This is a genomic window from Blautia sp. Sow4_E7 (genome assembly GCF_052116245.1).
In the GTDB taxonomy this organism is placed as follows: Bacteria; Bacillota; Clostridia; order Lachnospirales; family Lachnospiraceae; genus Blautia_A.
This window is the reverse complement of record NZ_JBQKLL010000042.1, coordinates 12,951-32,216: the sequence shown is the minus strand read 5'-3', so window position 1 is coordinate 32,216 and position 19,266 is coordinate 12,951. Positions and strand designations below refer to the sequence as shown.

The following is a 19,266-nucleotide window of genomic DNA, read 5'->3' as shown; positions in this document are numbered from 1 at the left end:
GCATTTTTCGTCATCATAAAAAACACCGCCCTTCTGATATTTATTATATCAGAAAAGCGGTTCCAACAATAGCAAAACCCTGCAAAAGCAGGGCTTTGTCTACAATCTGAGGTGACCTGTGGAGGTCACCTCGTTTAAATTAGTTTCGCTGTAGCTTGGCAAGCTCTTCTTTTAAACGTAGTACTTCTATCTCGGCAGCGTTAGCACGTTCTGTTTCAGAATCGGCACGTTGAGTTGCAAGGTCGGCGCGTTTTTTTTCGGAATCTGCTCTTTGACGTTCTTTTTCGGTATTTACCCTTTCTGCTGCCTGACCTTTTTCAAAATTTGTACGCATGGAACTCTGCCAGTCCATCCAGTAGCGTTCTCTGGCTTCACATTGCAATTTAATTTTCTTATCTTCTGACAGTTGATGAAGAGTGACAACGGCACTTCCAATCGCCTCTGATTTATCAGCCATTTCAATCATCTCCTTCCAGGTAATTGCGGAAAAAGCCTGTGCCCAGTAGTAGAGTAGACTGCTTTTTTCCTCCTCAGGTACATTCGATAACTGACTTAAGTCTAACACACGGATCTCAAATTTTCCAGTGTATTCATATCCATTTTTCTTATTTCGTAAATTGTATTCATTGTAAAATGCAGCATCTTCTGGAAGTGGAGATGTTGTTACAATGCCAATATGTATGGAAGATTTTGTGGATGTGTAATCCAAGCCCTTTCCCAAATCTGTATGAATGCGGCATAAATAATATAATGAACGGTCTGTCCAGTTCTCAATAGAGCCAACCTGCATTTCCAGATTTATTTTAAGCAGTGCAGCAAGAAGCCCACGGAGCGCCTTTTCTGATGATTGCAAAACGGCACGAAACATATAATCATTTGTCAGACAGTAGGCCAGATTTTCATCTTGATGTAATTTCTTGATGGCATTTAATTCTTCTGTAACTGATTCCTGACGGCGAGTTTCATTGTACATAGGCAATATCTCCTTTAAATTGTTTTACAATCCTGGAATTGTTGTCGAAACGACGAGAATTAATAATTCCTTAGAAATGTAATATTACTGTATCATAAGTTTTTTACGCGGACAATGAAAATCTATCGACAAAGGTCGTCTTTTATCTAGAAAGCTATTCCCCTTTATTGACTTTTAAACAGCAAAATTATATAATGTAACGGATAAAAACAGGGAAAAGTTTTTCAGGAAGCCAGGTGAAATTCCTGCACAAGTCCGTTACTGTACAGTCAGATACTGGATGCTTTTTCAGGACAGGATTTCCTGCGGCAACCGGGAGAAGACTGGTAGGAAAGAAGCTTTGTTGTCAGAACAGGGCTTCTTTTATTTTGGAGGCAAGAAACATGGCACACAAGACTGGATTGGAAGATTACTATGTGATCCGCGGACAAAAGAAAATGCGTTTTGGCTATACAACAGGCTCCTGTGCAGCAGCAGCCTGTAAGGGAGCCTGCCTTATGCTTCTTGGAGGCGGACAGTTGACTTCTGTACCGCTTATGACTCCCAAGGGAATCCTTCTTGATCTGGAACTGCATGATATCCAGATCAGTGAGGATCAGGTTACCTGTGCGGTAAAAAAAGATGCTGGAGACGATCCGGATACCACAAATGGCATTCTGGTGTATGCCACAGTATCAAAGACGGATACTGCCGGAATTGTGATAGATGGCGGAGTCGGCGTGGGCCGGGTTACAAGACCAGGGCTTTCCCAGAAGGTAGGGAAAGCTGCCATTAATCCGGTGCCTCGTGCCATGATCCTTCGGGAAGCAGAGGAAGCTGCCGTTTCCCACGATTATGAAGGTGGTCTGAAGATTGTGATCTCTGTTCCACAAGGCGTAGAGATCGGGAAGAAGACCTTCAATCCCAGACTGGGCATTACAGGGGGAATCTCCATTCTTGGAACTTCTGGGATCGTGGAGCCTATGAGTGAAAAAGCCCTTGTGGAGAGTATCCATGTGGAAATGAAACAGCATTTTACCCAGGGGGAAAAGTATCTTCTTGTGACACCTGGAAATTACGGTGCAGATTATCTGCGCGAGCACATGACCTTACCTTTTGAACGAAATATCAAGTGCAGCAATTATGTGGGAGAAACCATTGATATGGCTGTGGATATGGGCGTGAAGGGAATCCTGTTCGTAGCCCATATCGGCAAGTTTGTAAAGGTGGCGGCTGGAATTATGAATACCCATTCCCACAGTGCGGATGCCCGTATGGAGGTGCTTGTAGCCAATGCCCTCAGAGTGGGAGCAGATGGCGATACAGCCCGGGATATCCTGAATTGCAATACCACAGACGAGGCTCTTGATATTATGCATGAAAAAGGTCTGTTGGAGCCTGCAATGGAAAAGATTATGGAGAAGATCCAGTTTTATCTGGATCACCGCTCTTATGAACAGATTAAGCTTGGCGCGGTGGTCTTTAACAATGTGTATGGATATCTGGGGAAAACCAGGGATGCAGGGAAATTAATTCAGGAAATACAGAAGCAGGATGAGTTGCTTAAATCGCAAGAGTCAATGAATTGCAGGTAATGTTATGTAACACATTTATAGAATAAAGTTATGTTTCGCTTATGCGAAAAGAATCATATAAACGCGGAGTACGTATCCAAGTGTGAAAACCGGCTCCAGAAAGAGAGACATATGACAGGAAAATTATACGGCGTAGGAGTTGGCCCGGGAGATCCGGAGCTGATTACTTTAAAAGCTTTAAGACTTACAAAGGAAGCGGATATATTGGCTTTTCCAGGAGAGGATCCCAGAGAATCAGTTGCCTACAAAATTATGAAAGGTGCATATCCGGAAATTGACAGCAAACAGATGATCTCCCTGCCAATGCCCATGATCAAAGAAAAAGAAGAACTGAAGCGGGTTCATGACGAAGGGGCAAAAATAATTGCAGACTGGCTTGAAAAGGGAAAAAATGTAGTGTTCCTCACACTGGGAGATCCTACTGTATATTCTACCTATATTTATGTACATAAACGGGTGGAACAGTTAGGATATGACACAGAAATCGTCAGCGGTATTACCTCTTTTTGCGCAGTCAGTGCAAGATTCAATGAGGGACTGGTGGAGAAATCCCAGCAGCTTCATGTGATCCCGGCATCCTACCAGGTGGAAGAGGCCCTGAAGCTTCCTGGAACGAAGGTTCTGATGAAAGCCGGTAAAAAGATGCAGGAAGTAAAGGCACAGATCAAGGCTTCTGGTAATAAGGCTGAGATGATCGAAAACTGCGGAATGCCCAATGAAAAAATATACAGAAGTGTGGAAGAAATTCCAGATGATGCAGGATATTATTCGCTGATCATTGTGAAAGAGAAGTAATTGTTGGTAATTATTCAGCTGGCAGTATTCAAAATGCCGTCACTGAGGGAAAATTGAAATATATTTTGGCTCATAACCGTGAGGGTACTGAACAACAATAGATGACAAAGTATTGAAAATATGATAGCCAAGAGAAAAGGAGAGAAAACTATGATTCATTTTGTAGGAGCAGGCTCCGGAGCACCGGATCTGATCACAGTTAGAGGAAAAAAATATCTGGAAGAAGCAGACGTAGTTATTTACGCAGGATCTCTGGTAAATCCCAAACTTCTGGAGTACACCAAGGACATCTGTACCATCTATAACAGTGCGAAAATGACACTGGAAGAGGTTCTTTCCGTTATGGAAAAAGCAGAAGCTGCAGGCAAAACAACAGTCAGACTTCACACTGGCGATCCATGTATTTACGGAGCTATCCGAGAGCAGATGGATGTGCTGGACGAGAAGGGAATTGCTTACGATTACTGCCCTGGCGTCAGCGCATTCTGTGGCGCGGCAAGTGCCTTAAATCTGGAATACACTCTGCCGGATATTTCCCAGAGCGTGATCATCACCCGCATGGAAGGCAGAACCCCGGTTCCGTCAAAGGAAAGCATCCAGTCCTTTGCAGCCCATCAGGCAACTATGGTTGTTTTTCTCAGTACAGGAATGCTGGAAGAACTGAGCAGAAGACTGATCGAAGGCGGTTATACAGCAGATACTCCGGCAGCTATTGTGTATAAGGCTACCTGGGAGGATGAGAAGAAATTCGTGTGCACAGTGGGAACCCTGGCGCAGACAGCCAAGGAGAACAATATTACAAAGACTGCACTTATGATCATCGGTGATTGTGTAAATGCCGCTCATTATGACCGCTCCAAATTGTATGATCCTGGATTTACCACTGAGTTCCGCGAGGCAACGAAATAAGGTCTTGATTTAATATCCATATAAATGGAAAGGGAAAACGGATGAAAATTTCCATGATATGCTACACCCTCACAGGGCAGCAGACTGGCGGAAAATTGAAAACAGGACTGGAAAAACTAGGATATGTTGTTTCTCTTGATACAAAGAGCAAATACATTCCAGGCTCCATAAAAGGGAGCTGCGGGGAATGGACTGGCAGGCAGTTTGAGACCGCGGACAGCATCATTTTCATTGGAGCTACTGGAATTGCTGTGCGTAGCATTGCCCCCTATGTACAGAGCAAAAAGAAAGATCCGGCTGTGCTGGTAGTGGACGAGTGCGGAAAGTTTGTGATTTCCCTGCTGTCAGGGCATCTTGGCGGAGCCAATGAACTTGCTCATAGAGCTGCGGATATTTTACATGCGCTCCCTGTAGTTACAACAGCTACAGATCTTGAGGGAAAATTTGCAGTGGATGTGTTTGCAAAGAAAAATAACTGTCAGATTTTCCGGATGAAAGAAGCAAAAGAGGTTTCGGCTGCGCTGCTGGCAGGGGAAAAGGTTGGATTTTACAGTGAATTTCCCTGGAAGGGGGAATTGCCGAAGGGACTGGTATTGTGCAGAAAAAAGCAGTTTTCCAAGTCAGAAGTTCCTTTTGAGGCTGTGGACGGCACATCTCTTCCGGTAGTGGGAATTGCTGTGACTGTACACAGAAACTGTTATCCCTTTCCTTCAACAACACACGTAGTGCCGCCTGCGGTTGTTCTGGGTATGGGCTGCCGGAAAAATAAAGAATCAGAAGCTGTGGAAAGAGCCGCGTTTAACAGCCTGAAGGAAAATGATATTTATCCAGAGGCAGTTGCCGCACTTGCAAGTATTGACGTGAAAAAAGAAGAACCTGGGCTTCTGACTCTGGCAGAAAAGTTAGATGTTCCCTTTATTACTTTTTCCAGTGAGGAACTTCTAGCTTTGGAGGGAGACTTTACCCCGTCTGCCTTTGTGAGTAAGAATGTGGGGGTAGATAATGTGTGTGAGCGAAGTGCAGTGAAAGCTGCTGGAAATACTGTTATTCATTTTATACAGAGAAAACATGGTGCAGAGGGTGTGACAACAGCCCTTGCCCTTGGAGAATGGAGGATGCATTTTGAATAAAGAAAAGAAAATCTATGTGGTAGGAATCGGTCCTGGTTCCTATGAAGGAATGACAGGAGCTGCCGCCGCAGCACTTGAAAAAAGTGATGTAATTGTTGGATATACCGTTTATATCGATCTTGTAAAAGATCATTTTCCAGGGAAATCTTTTCTCACAACACCAATGAGAAAAGAAGTAGACCGCTGTGTCATGGCTTTTGACGAGGCTATGAAAGGACAGACTGTTTCCATGATCTGCAGTGGAGATGCAGGTGTCTATGGAATGGCCGGGCTTATGTATGAGATTGGTGCAAATTACCCGGATGTGGAGCTGGAAGTGGTAGCCGGTGTGACAGCAGCCACTGGAGGAGCCGCAGTTCTTGGGGCACCGCTGATCCACGATTTTTGTCTGATCAGTCTCAGCGACCTTCTGACTCCCTGGGAAAAAATCGAAAAACGCCTTCTGCTGGCTTCCGAAGCAGATTTTGTGATCGTTCTTTATAATCCTTCCAGCCACAAACGACATGATTATCTGAAAAAAGCCTGCGAGCTTATGCTCCAGCACAAATCTCCGGAAACAGTATGTGGTACGGTACAGAACATTAATCGTGAGGGGGAAAACGCCCAGGTGATGACTCTGGCAGAACTGAAAGACACACAGGTTGATATGTTTACCACCGTATTTATTGGAAATTCACAGACCCGAAATATTAACGGAAAAATGGTAACACCAAGAGGATATAAAAATGTCTGATGTTGTTGTATTTGCAGGCACCACAGAGGGCTGTGAGGTAAGCAGCTTTCTGGCAAGACATAAGGTCCGTGTGCTTGCATGTGTTGCCACAGATTATGGCAGCAAATCTTTAAAAGAGGATGAATACCTGAAAATCCATGCCGGCCGTCTGAACGAGTCAGAGATGGAAGCAATGTTGAGAAAATGCAGCCCCAAGCTGGTTCTGGACGCCACCCATCCTTATGCAGCCGAGGTAACGGAGAATATCCGGACTGCCTGTGAAAATACAGGATTTTCCTATGAGAGAGTTCTTCGTGAAAAAGGAGCCCATCAGGAGAAGGCGGTATATGTGGAAGATACAGAGGCAGCAGTAAAATTCCTGGAAGGCACTGAGGGGAATATTCTTCTTACCACAGGCAGCAAAGAGCTTGGAAAATTTACCGCTTTACCTGACGCAGGAGAGCGCATTTATGCCCGTGTTCTGTCCCTGCCTTCTGTGATGGAAACCTGTAAAAGCTATGGATTTGAGGGAAAACACCTGATCGGCATGCAGGGACCTTTTTCCATGGAATTAAATGGGGCCATGCTTCGTCAGTATGACTGCAAATACCTTGTGACAAAAGATACAGGAAAAGCAGGGGGATTCCAGGAAAAGATTGATGCAGCCCTTATGAATGATGTGATTCCGGTTATTATTGGAAGACCGCTGCAGGAAGAGGGGCTTTCTGTGGCAGAATGTAAGCATATGCTGACAGAACGTTTTGGACTTACCATGAAGCCCCACATTACACTTCTGGGAATTGGAATGGGAAGTGAGGAAACCCTTACCATTCAGGGAAAAAAGGCGGTTCAGAAAGCAGATCTGATCATTGGTGCAAAGCGGATGGCGGATTCCATCCGGGAGCCGGGAAAGCCGGTGCTGTATGAATATCGCAGTGATGTGATCGGGGATTATATTAAGAGCCATCCGGAATATGAGAATATTGTTATAGCTTTGTCTGGAGATGTGGGCTTTTACAGTGGGGCAAAGAAGCTGCTGGACGTTTTGAAAGAAAGAAACTCAGAGGGAGTTTTGGTGGATGGTTCTGAAAGTCAGGGTGACAGTGAAAAAGAGAATGGCTGTGCCGACATTGATATTATCTGTGGAATTTCTTCTGTGGTTTATTTTATGTCCCAGATCGGTTTGTCCTGGGATGATGCAAAGATCACCAGTGCCCATGGTAAAAACTGCAATCTGATTTCCATGATGAAACATAATCAGAAAGTCTTTTCCATTCTGGGAACAGGAAGTGCAGTAGCAGAGCTGGCGCAGAAACTGGTGAAGTATCAGATGGGAGATGTGCTCCTTTATGTGGGAGAAAATCTTTCCTATCCAGATGAAAAGATTTTCCAGGCGAAAGCCAGTGAACTGACTTCCTATGAAGGTCAGGCGTTAAGCGTCGTATGTGCATACAATGAAAAAGCCAGGCCGTCATTTTCCACCCATGGAATTCCGGACGAAGAATTTATCCGTGGAAAAGCACCGATGACAAAAGAAGAGGTGCGCTGTGTTTCCCTTGCCAAGCTGCGTCTTCAGGAAGATTCCATCTGTTACGATGTAGGCGCCGGAACCGGTTCTGTGTCTGTGGAAATGGCACTTCGGGCAGATCAGGGACAGGTCTTTGCGGTGGAGAAAAAAGATGATGCGGTAGCGCTTCTTTACGAAAATAAACAGAAATTTGCAGCCGATAATCTGGAAATTGTAAAGGGAGAAGCACCGGAGGCTCTGGCAGAACTGCCAGTTCCTACACATGCGTTTATCGGCGGTTCGTCAGGAAATCTGAAAGAGATCGTTGCTTTGCTTCTGGAAAAGAACCAGGATGTGCGGATCGTGATCAACTGTATTACCCTGGAAACCATCAGTGAGGCACTGGAGGTGCTTAAGGAATACGATTTCGCAGACCGGGAAGTGGTGCAGCTTGCAGCTTCCAGATCCAAAGAGATTGGACGATATCATCTGATGATGGGAGAGAATCCTATTTATATTATTACCTGCCAGAAGCCGCAGCACATGGAGTGAAGGCTGTTGTAAAATAGTTGACTTTCATATGTGGAAATGGCGGGTTAATTTAGAAATGATAGCTGCAGAATTTTTTTGATGGTAAGGAGGTTTTGCATGGAAAAAAGAATACCCAGGATTTTGCTTGCAGCAGGAGCCAGCGGAAGCGGAAAAACCCTTCTTACCTGTGGGCTTTTGCAGATGCTGGTAAACAGAGGTCTGAAGACCGTTTCTTTTAAGTGCGGTCCGGATTATATTGATCCTATGTTTCATACCCAGGTTATCGGTACCAAATCCCGCAATCTGGACACCTTTTTTACAGGAGAGGAAATTACCCGATATCTTCTTGCAAAAAACAGTGCGGATTGTGAAATTGCAGTAATGGAAGGAGTTATGGGTTTCTATGACGGTGTGGCAGGAACCACTACCCAGGCAAGTGCCTACGACCTGGCAAGAGTTACGGATACCCCTGTGATCCTGATCGTAAACAGTAAGGGAATGAGTGTCTCCCTTGCAGCTTACATAAAAGGTTTTATGGAGTACAAAAAGGACAGCCACATAAAAGGGGTGATCTTTAACCAGATGTCCCCAATGCTGTATCCCAGAATGAAGAAGCTGGTGGAAGAAGAGCTTGGCATTAAAGTACTGGGGTATGTGCCAAAGGTGGAGGACTGTGTGATCGAGAGCCGGCATCTGGGCCTGGTACTGCCAGAGGAAATCCCAGAATTGAAGGGACGGCTTTTAAAGCTGGCAGAAGTACTGGAAAACAGTCTGGAAATTGAAGAGATTCTGAAGCTGGCAAATGAAGCACCAGAGCTCCAATATCCGTCGTTAGAGGCGTATACCTGGAAAAGTCCTTGTAACCTTCGGATTGGTCTTGCAAAAGATGAGGCGTTCTGCTTTTTCTATGAAGATAATTTACAACTGCTGCGAGATATGGGCGCAGAGCTGATCCCTTTTTCGCCCATACATGATAAGCATTTACCAGAAAAGCTGGATGGACTTCTTCTTTACGGAGGTTACCCGGAATTAAATGGAAAAGCATTGGAAGAGAATGCTTCCATGCGGCAGGAAATTGCCACAGCCATAAAGGGCGGTATGCCTTGTCTGGCAGAATGCGGTGGGTTCATGTATCTCCATGAAAAAATGGAGGGAATGGACGGAAATTTCTATGATATGGCAGGCATTATCCCAGGCAAAGTATGGCGTACGCCAAGACTTACCCGGTTTGGATATATTACTTTAGAACAGAATAATGGGCAGATGACAGAAACTAAAATTCGCGTTCTAGGGGAAGCAGATCTTGGTCATAGCCCTGCTCACGAATTTCATTATTTTGATTCGGAAAATTGCGGAACCACGTTTCATGCATCAAAGCCAGAAAGCGATCGAGGTTGGGACTGCATTCATGGAACGGATCATCTGTTAGTTGGTTTCCCGCATTTATATTATTACGCGAATCCGCGAATCCCACAGGCATTTTTAAAAAAATGCCTGGAATATAAGGAGTTACAAAAATGATACGATTACTAACTCTCCCCGCAGGTTTTATCCTTGACCTGCTTATGGGAGATCCAAGATGGCTATATCACCCGGTATGTCTCATCGGAAAGCTGATCAGCGTACTGGAAAAAGGAATCCGGAAAATTTTTCCGAAAACAGACAAAGGGGAGCTGGCAGGCGGCATTCTGGAAGTGATCCTTGTCTGCCTGATTACTTTTTCCATTCCTTTTGGAGTGATCCATCTGTTTTATAAATGGAATTTCTGGCTTGGTTTTGTACTGGAAACCTTCTGGTGCGGTCAGCTGCTTGCAACCAAATCCTTGAAAGCGGAGAGCATGAAAGTATACGACCGTCTGAAAAACGGGACCATCGAGGAAGCACGTTACGCAGTTTCCATGATCGTTGGCCGTGATACCCAGGCGCTTTCCGAAGTTGGGGTGACAAAGGCGGCAGTAGAGACCGTTGCGGAAAATTCCTCTGACGGGATCATTGCACCTATGTTTTACATGGCAATCGGTGGAATTCCCCTGATGTTTTTGTACAAGGGAATCAACACCATGGATTCCATGCTTGGATATAAAAATGACAAATACCTGTATTTTGGAAGATGTGCCGCCAAGCTTGATGATGTGGCAAACTTCATTCCGGCAAGAATTTCCGGCTGGCTGATGGCACTGTCCACTGTTTTCGTGGGAATGGATACCAAAAATGCAGTGAAAATATACAGAAGAGACCGCCGCAACCATGCCAGCCCGAATTCTGCCCAGACAGAGGCGGCAATGGCAGGCGCGCTGGATGTACAGCTGGCGGGAAACGCCTATTATTTCGGAAAGCTATATGAAAAGCCAACCATAGGAGATCCCATCCGATCGGTAGAGATCGAGGATATTCCAAGGGCGAACAAGTTGCTCTATGCTACCTGCATTGTGGGGGCAATACTGTTCTGGGGGTTAAGTGTGCTTCTGAAAGTGATATTTTAGTCATAATTTATAAAACGCCAGCCACGTATTTTTAGGATTAGATTATTCGTTGGCATTTTGAATAAGATTGTTCAGCGGAAGCGGTATATTTAAAGTGCTGATTTTCGATAAAATCGTGTAATTACTTGAATGGAGACAACAATGGAAAAACACATACACGGCGGTGATGTCTATCATCACCAGGGGTGCATCGACTTTTCTGCAAACTGCAATCCCCTTGGCACCCCGGAAGGAATCAAAAGAGCCATTATAGAAAGCCTGGATCACATCAACGATTATCCCCAGGTTGGCTGTGCGCCCCTGAAAGAAGCCATTGCAGAATATGAGAATGTGAAAGCCGGACAGGTGATCTGCGGAAACGGTGCTGCAGAGGTGATCTTTTCCCTGTGCAGGGCGGTAAATCCGAAAAAGGCCCTGGTTCCGGCACCTACCTTTGCTGAATACCAGCAGGCTTTGTACAGCACAGACTGCCAGGTGGAATTTTTTCCTCTGGATGAGAAAAAGCAGTTTGCCCTGGGAGAAGATTTTCTGGAGGCATTGACAGAAGAAATCCACATTCTTTTCCTGTGCAACCCAAACAATCCCACAGGTCTTCTCATAGAGAAGCCTTTGCTGGAAAAAATTCTGAAGCGCTGCAGGGAACGAAATATCCTAATGGCAGTGGACGAATGCTTCCTGGATTTTGTGCAGGCTCCGGAAGCATATACCCTGAAGGAATATCTGGATACCTATGACAATCTTTTTCTTCTGAAAGCGTTTACCAAGCGGTACGCCATAGCCGGTGTACGGTTGGGATACGGGCTTTGCGGGAACAGAAGCCTTCTGGAAAAAATGGAAAGTATGAGCCAGCCCTGGAATGTGTCTTCCATGGCCCAGGCTGCCGGTCTTGCCGCTTTAAAGGAGAAGGAATATGTGGAGGCTGGGCGTCAGATGACGTTTGCCGAGCTTGCATATCTGAAAGAGGAACTGACCAGATTAGGCTATCTGGTTTATCCATCCCAGGCAAATTACGTTTTCTTTACTGGTCCTGTGGATCTGTATGAGAAGCTGGAACAGAAAAAGATCCTGATCCGCGATTGCAGCAATTACACCGGGCTTTCCAAAGGGTATTACCGGGTGGCGGTGAAAAATCACGAGGAAAATCAACAGCTTGTTAAGGCGTTAGAAGAAATAGATGCGAGCAGGTAGAAAACGCGACTTTCATATTGGCTGATAGCAGTTTTTTATGGAATGGATCTAGAAAGTTCGAACTGCTATGTAAGAGCGATACAAAAGGAGGAACATATTTTGGCAAAAGCAATCATGGTGCAGGGGACAATGTCCAATGCCGGAAAAAGCCTTCTGGCAGCAGGCCTTTGCAGGATTTTTAAACAGGACGGGTACCGGGTGGCACCTTTTAAATCCCAGAATATGGCGCTGAATTCTTTTATCACAAAAGAAGGTCTGGAAATGGGCCGCGCCCAGGTGATGCAGGCAGAAGCAGCCGGAATTGCTCCTTCTGTCCTGATGAATCCTATTTTATTAAAGCCTACCAATGATGTGGGCTCCCAGGTGATTGTAAACGGTGAGGTCCTGGGAAACATGAGCGCCAGAGATTATTTTAAATATAAGAAAAAACTGGTGCCGGATATTATGAAGGCTTACAATGCCCTTGCTGCCGAAAATGATATTATTGTTATAGAAGGAGCTGGAAGTCCGGCAGAAATCAACCTGAAAAGTGATGATATCGTAAATATGGGAATGGCAAAGATGGCGAAAGCGCCAGTCCTTCTGGTAGGAGATATTGACCGCGGCGGCGTTTTTGCCCAGCTGATTGGAACGGTGATGCTTCTGGAAGAGGATGAAAAAGAGATGGTAAAAGGCCTGATCATCAACAAATTCCGCGGCGATAAAACCATTCTGGATCCAGGTGTGGAAATGCTGGAGGAGAGAAGCGGGATTCCGGTAGTTGGTGTTGCCCCTTATCTTCACATTCAGGTGGAGGATGAGGACAGCCTTACAGAGCGTTTTGAGACAAACCGCAAAGTGGATCTGATCGATATTGCGGTGATCCGGGTGCCCAGAATTTCCAATTTCACAGACTTTAATCCGTTGGAGAGCATCCAGGGAGTTTCCCTTCGCTATGTGAAAAATCCTTCTGAGCTTGGCAATCCGGATATGATCATTTTGCCGGGAACCAAAAATACCATGGAGGACCTTCTGTGGATGCGGGAAAATGGCCTGGAGGCGCTGATCTTAAAAGAAGCAGCAAAAGGCAAGCTGATCTTTGGAATCTGTGGCGGCTATCAGATGATGGGGGAAACTTTAAGCGATCCTCATGGAGTGGAAGCCGGGGGAACCATTAAGGGGATGGGACTTCTTCCTATGGATACCGTTTTTGCAGAGAAAAAGACCAGAACCAGAGTGGAAGGCTCCTTTGACCAGTTAACAGGAGCATTTGCGAAGCTGAGTGATACGGCGCTGGAAGGGTATGAGATCCATATGGGTGAGACAACCTTAAAGGGAGAAGCAAAGTCATCCACGAAAATCCAGGACAGCGTAACCGGAGAGTGCAAGAAAGACGGTGCTTATCTTGACAATGTGTGCGGAACCTATGTCCACGGCGTTTTTGACAAGGAAGCTGTGGCGGAGGCAATCGTGCAGATCATCGGGGAAAAGAAGGGACTGGATGTATCTGGAATGACGGGCATGGATTTTGATGCATTTAAGGAAACCCAGTATGATATTCTGGCGGCAGAGCTCCGGAAGCATCTGGATATGAAGAAAATATATGAGATTTTGGAAGCTGGAATCTGAAAAAGAGATTGCCTGAATTAAAATATGTGATTTGTAAGGCAGAGAACGATACAGGAGAAGGAGTAGAAATGAAAGTAGAACTGGAAAATGTAAAACCTATGGATATAGAGAAAAGGAGCTTTGAGATCATCACAGAGGAGCTTGGTGACACTCCTCTGATCCCGGGAACAGAGCTGGTGGTAAAGCGCTGTATCCATACAAGTGCCGATTTTGATTACGCCACGAATCTTTGTTTTTCTGAAAACGCAGTGGAGAAGGCGATTCAGGCGATTAAAGAGGGTGCCTGTATTGTAACCGATACGCAGATGGCAAAAGCCGGGATCAACAAGCGTGCCCTTGCCAGATACGGCGGTGAAGTTTACTGCTTTATGTCGGATGAAGATGTGGCAAAAATTGCGAAGAAAAATGGTTCCACCAGAGCCACCGCAAGCATGGATAAGGCCGCCAGCCTTGATAAGAAGCTGATCTTCGCCATTGGAAATGCCCCTACGGCTCTTGTGCGGCTGTACGAGCTGATCGAGGATGGAAAGCTGGATCCGGAACTGATCATTGGCGTGCCCGTTGGTTTTGTGAATGTGGTACAGTCCAAGGAACTGATCATGCACACAGATGTGCCCTATATCGTAGCCCGGGGACGCAAGGGTGGTTCTAATATTGCGGCATGTATCTGCAATGCGTTGCTTTATATGATCGATAATAACCGAGGTTAAAAAATATAGCGTATACTTTGTTTGGGGGTAAATTGATATGATCTCCCTTAGGTAAACAAGGTATACGCTGTTTTTAATATTTATGATGTACTAGAGCCTGTTTGCATGAGAACTTGGTAACTTGCTTGTTGTTAATCTGAGAATACATATTTCAGCAGTTCACAGGCTGGTACGAAATCTTGTACTGGCATGGAAGAACAGGACATGAGTATCGTTATATCATTGTCTGTTTCTTTTAAAATCTGTAAATGCAGGCCTTTGTCGTGGGCCTGTTTTTTTATTTCTTCCCCATTCTTTGTACAGGGCAAAGTAAGTGCCAGACTGGTACCGGCTGCTCCAACCTGGATCTGGCACCCAGAGCCAAACACCTTGCGAACTGCGCTGCGAAGCTGCTTTAATTTGGAAGAATAAAGCCGTTTCAGTCTTCTGGTCTGAGCAGCAAGGTGACCGTCCCGGATAAACTGGCACAGTGCGATCTGCTCTGCTTTGGAGGCTGTCTGGTTATAGAATCCGGCTTTTTTCTTATAAGCCTCCAGAAGCTCTGGCGGCAGGATCATAAAGCTGATACGGATAGAAGGAAGCAGCAATCTGGAAAAAGAACCGATATAAACCACGCCCTGCCCACCGGAAAGTCCGAAAAGAGAAGGAGTAGGCTTCTGGAAATAAACAAACTCGTTTTCGAAATCGTCCTCGATCACCAGGTGATGACGCTCATCTGCATATTTCAAAAGCTCCAGGCGGCGTTTCACTGGCATGATCTCGCCCCATTTTGTCATATGGGCCGGGGAAACGTAGACCACGTCGCAGTCTTTATCACGGTAATGGATGTCATATCCATAATCCCCAAAAACAGTGCTTCCATGAACAAAAGAAGGAGTGGGAAAGGATACCTGGCGAAAATCAGGATACACTTCATGAATAAGGGGACAGAGAATCTGCAGCAGGCTCTGGAAACTGGCACCGACTACAATATCATCCGGGGAGCAGAGGATGTTTCGGCGCTCCCGGATATAATCTGCCAGAGTTTCCCGGAAATCTGCCTCTCCTTGAGGTTCTCCGTAAGTGAGCATTCGTTCGTTCTGGCGGAGGGCACTTTTCATATAACGGCTCCAGAGATCGAAGCGAAAGCTTTCTTTATCTACGCCGGAGGAAGCCAGATCATAGCGGTAGTGCGTTTCATTGTGTTTGCCAGGCTGACTGCTTTGGTGCTGATGGGAAGCAATTTCTGTGACATAGTAGCCGCTCTGGGCTTTTGCCATAATGTAGCCGTCCGCAGCCAGCTGGAGATAAGCAGTCTCAATGGTGGTCCGGGAAAGCTTCAGCTCCTGGGAGCACTTCCGGAGAGAGGGCATTTTGCTGCCAGGTGCCATTTTTCCATCCAGGATCAGCTTTTTGTAATATTCGTAAACCTCCATGTAAAGATGTGTGGTGCGGTTCTGATTTTTTGCAATGTCTAACATAAAACTGTCCCCTCTAAAAAACTTGAATTTGGATATTTCTGTACATACACTTAGGTGCTATTCTACAATATAAACGAAAAATTTACAATAGGAATCATGGCGGGATTCTTGAAGCGCAAATGCGGCAGAAGAAAAGCCAGATGATATTGGAAACAGGAGTGATATATTTGAAAAAAATAGCGGTAATTCAGGATCTGTCTGGCCTTGGGAAATGTTCCCTGACAGCGGCAATCCCGGTGATCTCGGTGATGGGCGTGCAGGCGGTGCCTTTGCCTACAGCTGTGCTCAGCAATCAGACTGGATATCCTTCCTATTACTGTGATGATTATACAGAGCACATGGAACAGATCATGGCGGAATGGGAGAAGCGGGGCTTTTCCCCGGATGGGATTTATACCGGTTTTTTGGCAGATGAGGAGCAGGCGGATAAGATCCTTGATTTTCTCAGAAGATTCCGGAAGGAGAAGACCATGGTGCTGGTGGATCCGGTTATGGGAGATAATGGCAGCGCTTACGGGATATACACAGAAGGCTTGCGGGAAAAGATGCTCCAGCTGGTGAGAAGTGCACAGGTGATCACCCCCAATCTGACAGAAGCATTGCTTCTTTTGTACGGGAAAGAAGAGATGGAAAAACGATACGCCGGGCTTCTGGAACTGGATGGGGAGAAACGGCTGGAGCAGATTGGAAAGATCGGCGAACAGCTGGCAAACGAATTCGGTTTACAGGCAGCTGTGATCACAGGAATCGAATATGCGAAGAAGCAGAAAGCAGCACCTGCGCTAATTTCAGGTGGGGAGGAGAATGGCTCCATGCAGATGGGAAATCTGGTAACAGAAAATGGTCAGGGCTCCTGGTGCTTTGCCCAAAAAACAGGCGGCAGCTATTCTGGAACAGGAGATCTGTTTGCTTCTGTATTAAGTGCTGGCTTGGTGAAGGGCATGTCCATGATGAGCTGCGTGGAACTGGCTGTGAATTTCCTTTCCAAAGCCATTGCAAAGACCGTACAGGAAGGTACAGACCGAAATGATGGTGTCTGTTTTGAAAAATATTTAGGAGAACTTTTATAAAGGAGCGTGTGAATAATGGCTGATATTGTTTATTGTTATAATGATGAAGTATATTTTAATCTGACAAACAAATGTCCCTGCAACTGCACTTTCTGCATCCGCAACAACGGAGATTCCGTAGGCGGAGCGAAGACCTTGTGGTTTGAGAAAGAACCTGCCATGGAAGAGATTTATAAGGCAATTGATGCATTTGACTTTTCCGGTTATAAGGAGGCAGTTTTCTGCGGCTATGGAGAGCCTACCATGGCACTGGATAAACTGATCGCAGTCAGTGAATATATGAGAAGCAAATATCCGGCACATTTAGACCGGAACGGAAACCCTTGCCCGGGAATTAAGCTTCGTCTGAATACCAATGGCCTTGGAGACCTGATCAATAAGCGTTCCATTGCGAAGGAAGTCTGTCAGGCTGTAGATGTTGTATCTATCAGCCTGAACATGCCAGATGCCAAGTCCTATAACGAAGTAGTACGCCCGGCTTACGGTGAAAAAGCCTTTGATGCCATGCTGAAATTTGCACAGGATTGCAAGCAGTATACGGATAATGTGAAATTTACGGTTGTAGATTGTATTGGCAAAGAGAATGTTGAGAAAAGCCGCAAAGTGGCAGAGAAACTTGGCATTCCGTTAAGAGTGCGTGAATATACAGCAGAATAAAAGCGAAAGAATATAAGCAGATATGCTTAAATAAAAAAGACACCATAACAGATCGTATATAAAACCTAACACATTTTTATTAGATTTTATATGTATAAAAATCTGAAGTGGTGTCTTTCATTTTTTCTAATAACAAGCCAAAGTACGTGCTTATATGAGAACTTAGGACTTTTGAGAGTAGGCCGAAGCCTTGTTATGCATTTATAAGCTTCAGTAAAACCTCCCGGAACTGCGGCACGCAAGCCAGGATATCCGAGTTCGTCAGATAAGGCAGCTCCTTATTTCCCCAGTTGGTGATAGTGCCGCCAGCTTCTCTGAGAATTATGGTAGCCCCACTGTAATCCCAGGGCTTCAGATTCTGTTCCAGATAAGCATGCTGCCTTCCGCAAGCCACATAGCAGATATCCAGCGCAGCAGAACCGGTACGCCTGAAGTCTGCACAGTTCATAAAGATATTATAAAATACCGGGAACAATTCCTTTGCCCTGTTTTTCTCATAAGGAGAAGAACCGAAGGACACTACCGCGTCCTTGAATTCGGGCTGGTCAGAGACATGGATAGGAGCCCCGTTCAGGTAGGCACCTTCCCCTTTTGCCCCATAGAACAGTTCCTCGGTAAATGGATTATAAACCACCCCGAAAGTAATCTCCCCATTTTCATAAAGTCCAAGGGAAACGGCACTCAGGTGATAATCCCGGATTAAATTGGTAGTTCCATCAATAGGATCCAGGATCCAGTAAGATTTCGCCGGATCCAGCCCCAGGTTTTCTTTTTCCTCAGCAATCAGTGCGATATCCGGAAATTCCTTTCCAAGCGCCTCTTTCAGATAATTCTGCACAGCCACATCCACATTGGTCACATAGTCAGCAGCCCCTTTTTCCGTAACCTTTTCGTGCGTCATTTCCTGAAAGATCAGCGGCTTTGTCTGCTTTACAAGTTCTATGATCTTAGATTGATTTTCTTTATTCATATGAGTAACACCTCCAGGATAAAATTTACCATAAATAAACAGGAAGGACAAGGCTTTGAAAATGCGAAAAATTGAGTTGTAAAAATTTATTTTTACCTTATAATTACAGTGTAAAAATAAAATTATGGAGGTAAGAGAATGGGTAATTTCACCAAGAAAGCAATTCTCGTGGTAAGCTTTGGAACCAGCCATGAGGACACCAGGAAAGTGACCATTGACGCAATTGAAGAGACAATTGGAGACGCTTTTCCCCAGTACAGGATCTATCGTGCATGGACCAGCAAGATGATCCTGGCAAAAATTGAAAAACGGGATCATATTCATTATGATAACGTGAAAGAAGCCATGGAGCGTATGGCACAGGACGGAATCGAGGAGGTGACCGTTCAGCCAACTCACGTAATGAATGGAGTGGAGAACGATCTTATGAAAGCAGATGTTCTTGCAGCTGCTGATCACTTCCAGTCTGTGAAATTCGGTAATCCGCTGCTTACCACAGAAGAAGACAATGCATATGTGGTAAAAGCAATTGCAGATGCTTTTCCTGTCATTCAGGATAAGAAGACTGCACTTGTACTTATGGGACATGGAACTGAGCACTATGCAAATACAGTTTATGCCGCTCTTGATTACAGATTTAAAGATATGGGATATGAAAATGTGATCGTGGCAACTGTAGAGGGCTATCCAGAAATTGACCAGGCATTGAACCAGCTGGAGAAAAGCGGCGCCAGGAAGGTTGTGCTCGCACCGTTTATGATCGTGGCAGGTGACCATGCCAGGAATGATATGGCAGGGGAGGAAGCAGATTCCTGGAAAAATGTGATCGGAGCGAAAGGCTATAAAGTTGAAACCGTTCTGAAGGGGCTTGGCGAATACGAAAGCATCCGGAGTCTGTTTGTAGAGCATGTAAAAACCGCCAGATAATTGCCCCCAATTTGTGAATTGGCAAATAATGTTGTTGTTTTTAAAGAAGAGATATGCTAGAC

The 19,266-nt window shown here is 45.3% G+C and carries 17 protein-coding genes; 14 read left to right on the top strand and 3 right to left on the bottom strand.

The window, feature by feature from the left end; genetic code table 11:
* Positions 1 to 139: 139 nt before the first annotated feature.
* The gene (locus ACTQ50_RS16565) at positions 140 to 973 is read right to left on the bottom strand and encodes a PD-(D/E)XK nuclease family transposase (RefSeq protein ID WP_441485109.1); all 834 of its coding nucleotides are present in this window, start codon (positions 971 to 973) and stop codon (positions 140 to 142) included.
* Between the two features lie 383 nt (positions 974 to 1,356).
* Here ACTQ50_RS16565 and cbiD point away from each other — a divergent pair, with 383 nt between their 5' ends.
* From cbiD to ACTQ50_RS16510, 11 genes are all read left to right on the top strand, one after another.
* Complete coding sequence (gene cbiD, locus ACTQ50_RS16560; RefSeq protein ID WP_441485108.1) at positions 1,357 to 2,547, top strand: cobalt-precorrin-5B (C(1))-methyltransferase CbiD; 1,191 nt, start codon at positions 1,357 to 1,359, stop codon at positions 2,545 to 2,547.
* 111 nt (positions 2,548 to 2,658) lie between these two features.
* Entirely contained in the window at positions 2,659 to 3,342 is a 684-nt protein-coding gene (gene cobI, locus ACTQ50_RS16555) for a precorrin-2 C(20)-methyltransferase (protein ID WP_441485107.1), read from the top strand.
* A gap of 150 nt (positions 3,343 to 3,492) precedes the next feature.
* Positions 3,493 to 4,251, top strand: a complete 759-nt coding sequence (gene cobM / locus ACTQ50_RS16550; RefSeq protein WP_441485106.1) for a precorrin-4 C(11)-methyltransferase — start codon at positions 3,493 to 3,495, stop codon at positions 4,249 to 4,251.
* Between the two features lie 41 nt (positions 4,252 to 4,292).
* Positions 4,293 to 5,381, top strand: coding sequence for a cobalt-precorrin 5A hydrolase (locus ACTQ50_RS16545; RefSeq protein ID WP_441485105.1), 1,089 nt, complete (start codon positions 4,293 to 4,295; stop codon positions 5,379 to 5,381).
* Positions 5,374 to 6,114 carry a precorrin-3B C(17)-methyltransferase gene (cobJ, locus tag ACTQ50_RS16540; RefSeq protein WP_441485104.1) on the top strand — a complete coding sequence of 247 codons (741 nt, stop codon included), beginning with the start codon at positions 5,374 to 5,376 and terminating at the stop codon, positions 6,112 to 6,114. The genes ACTQ50_RS16545 and cobJ overlap by 8 nt, the downstream gene beginning before the upstream one ends.
* A complete protein-coding gene (gene cobK / locus ACTQ50_RS16535; protein ID WP_441485103.1) occupies positions 6,107 to 8,152 on the top strand; it encodes a precorrin-6A reductase in 2,046 nt (681 codons plus the stop codon). The genes cobJ and cobK overlap by 8 nt, the downstream gene beginning before the upstream one ends.
* Positions 8,153 to 8,248: 96 nt before the next feature.
* Positions 8,249 to 9,652, top strand: a complete 1,404-nt coding sequence (locus ACTQ50_RS16530; protein WP_441485102.1) for a cobyrinate a,c-diamide synthase — start codon at positions 8,249 to 8,251, stop codon at positions 9,650 to 9,652.
* On the top strand, positions 9,649 to 10,614 hold the full coding sequence (cbiB, locus tag ACTQ50_RS16525; RefSeq protein WP_441485101.1) for an adenosylcobinamide-phosphate synthase CbiB: 966 nt from the start codon (positions 9,649 to 9,651) through the stop codon (positions 10,612 to 10,614). Before ACTQ50_RS16530 ends, cbiB begins: the two co-directional genes overlap by 4 nt.
* A gap of 141 nt (positions 10,615 to 10,755) precedes the next feature.
* The gene (locus ACTQ50_RS16520; protein WP_441485100.1) at positions 10,756 to 11,802 is read left to right on the top strand and encodes a pyridoxal phosphate-dependent aminotransferase; all 1,047 of its coding nucleotides are present in this window, start codon (positions 10,756 to 10,758) and stop codon (positions 11,800 to 11,802) included.
* Positions 11,803 to 11,901: 99 nt separating this feature from the next.
* The gene (locus ACTQ50_RS16515) at positions 11,902 to 13,410 is read left to right on the top strand and encodes a cobyric acid synthase (RefSeq protein WP_441485099.1); all 1,509 of its coding nucleotides are present in this window, start codon (positions 11,902 to 11,904) and stop codon (positions 13,408 to 13,410) included.
* A gap of 68 nt (positions 13,411 to 13,478) precedes the next feature.
* Positions 13,479 to 14,120 carry a precorrin-8X methylmutase gene (locus tag ACTQ50_RS16510; protein ID WP_441485098.1) on the top strand — a complete coding sequence of 214 codons (642 nt, stop codon included), beginning with the start codon at positions 13,479 to 13,481 and terminating at the stop codon, positions 14,118 to 14,120.
* Between the two features lie 131 nt (positions 14,121 to 14,251).
* Here ACTQ50_RS16510 and pdxR read toward each other — a convergent pair whose 3' ends face one another.
* On the bottom strand, positions 14,252 to 15,580 hold the full coding sequence (gene pdxR / locus ACTQ50_RS16505; RefSeq protein WP_441485097.1) for a MocR-like pyridoxine biosynthesis transcription factor PdxR: 1,329 nt from the start codon (positions 15,578 to 15,580) through the stop codon (positions 14,252 to 14,254).
* A 158-nt stretch (positions 15,581 to 15,738) separates the two neighbouring features.
* Between pdxR and ACTQ50_RS16500 the strand changes: the two genes are divergently transcribed.
* Entirely contained in the window at positions 15,739 to 16,650 is a 912-nt protein-coding gene (locus ACTQ50_RS16500) for a pyridoxamine kinase (protein WP_441485111.1), read from the top strand.
* A 15-nt stretch (positions 16,651 to 16,665) separates the two neighbouring features.
* Positions 16,666 to 17,307, top strand: a complete 642-nt coding sequence (locus ACTQ50_RS16495; RefSeq protein WP_441485096.1) for a TIGR04100 family radical SAM protein — start codon at positions 16,666 to 16,668, stop codon at positions 17,305 to 17,307.
* Between the two features lie 193 nt (positions 17,308 to 17,500).
* Here the strand turns inward: ACTQ50_RS16495 and ACTQ50_RS16490 are convergent, their stop codons facing one another.
* A complete protein-coding gene (locus ACTQ50_RS16490; RefSeq protein ID WP_441485095.1) occupies positions 17,501 to 18,277 on the bottom strand; it encodes an inositol monophosphatase family protein in 777 nt (258 codons plus the stop codon).
* A 138-nt stretch (positions 18,278 to 18,415) separates the two neighbouring features.
* Here ACTQ50_RS16490 and ACTQ50_RS16485 point away from each other — a divergent pair, with 138 nt between their 5' ends.
* Positions 18,416 to 19,204, top strand: a complete 789-nt coding sequence (locus tag ACTQ50_RS16485) for a sirohydrochlorin cobaltochelatase (protein WP_441485094.1) — start codon at positions 18,416 to 18,418, stop codon at positions 19,202 to 19,204.
* Positions 19,205 to 19,266: the final 62 nt, after the last annotated feature.

Coding starts and splice junctions, on each gene's coding strand:
- ACTQ50_RS16485 (WP_441485094.1), top strand. CDS start 18,416: ATGGGTAATTTCACCAAGAAAGCAATTCTCGTGGTAAGCTTTGGAACC.
- ACTQ50_RS16490 (WP_441485095.1), bottom strand. CDS start 18,277: ATGAATAAAGAAAATCAATCTAAGATCATAGAACTTGTAAAGCAGACA.
- cbiB (WP_441485101.1), top strand. CDS start 9,649: ATGATACGATTACTAACTCTCCCCGCAGGTTTTATCCTTGACCTGCTT.
- cbiD (WP_441485108.1), top strand. CDS start 1,357: ATGGCACACAAGACTGGATTGGAAGATTACTATGTGATCCGCGGACAA.
- ACTQ50_RS16565 (WP_441485109.1), bottom strand. CDS start 973: ATGTACAATGAAACTCGCCGTCAGGAATCAGTTACAGAAGAATTAAAT.
- ACTQ50_RS16530 (WP_441485102.1), top strand. CDS start 8,249: ATGGAAAAAAGAATACCCAGGATTTTGCTTGCAGCAGGAGCCAGCGGA.
- cobM (WP_441485106.1), top strand. CDS start 3,493: ATGATTCATTTTGTAGGAGCAGGCTCCGGAGCACCGGATCTGATCACA.
- cobI (WP_441485107.1), top strand. CDS start 2,659: ATGACAGGAAAATTATACGGCGTAGGAGTTGGCCCGGGAGATCCGGAG.
- ACTQ50_RS16545 (WP_441485105.1), top strand. CDS start 4,293: ATGAAAATTTCCATGATATGCTACACCCTCACAGGGCAGCAGACTGGC.
- ACTQ50_RS16495 (WP_441485096.1), top strand. CDS start 16,666: ATGGCTGATATTGTTTATTGTTATAATGATGAAGTATATTTTAATCTG.
- cobK (WP_441485103.1), top strand. CDS start 6,107: ATGTCTGATGTTGTTGTATTTGCAGGCACCACAGAGGGCTGTGAGGTA.
- ACTQ50_RS16520 (WP_441485100.1), top strand. CDS start 10,756: ATGGAAAAACACATACACGGCGGTGATGTCTATCATCACCAGGGGTGC.
- ACTQ50_RS16510 (WP_441485098.1), top strand. CDS start 13,479: ATGAAAGTAGAACTGGAAAATGTAAAACCTATGGATATAGAGAAAAGG.
- pdxR (WP_441485097.1), bottom strand. CDS start 15,580: ATGTTAGACATTGCAAAAAATCAGAACCGCACCACACATCTTTACATG.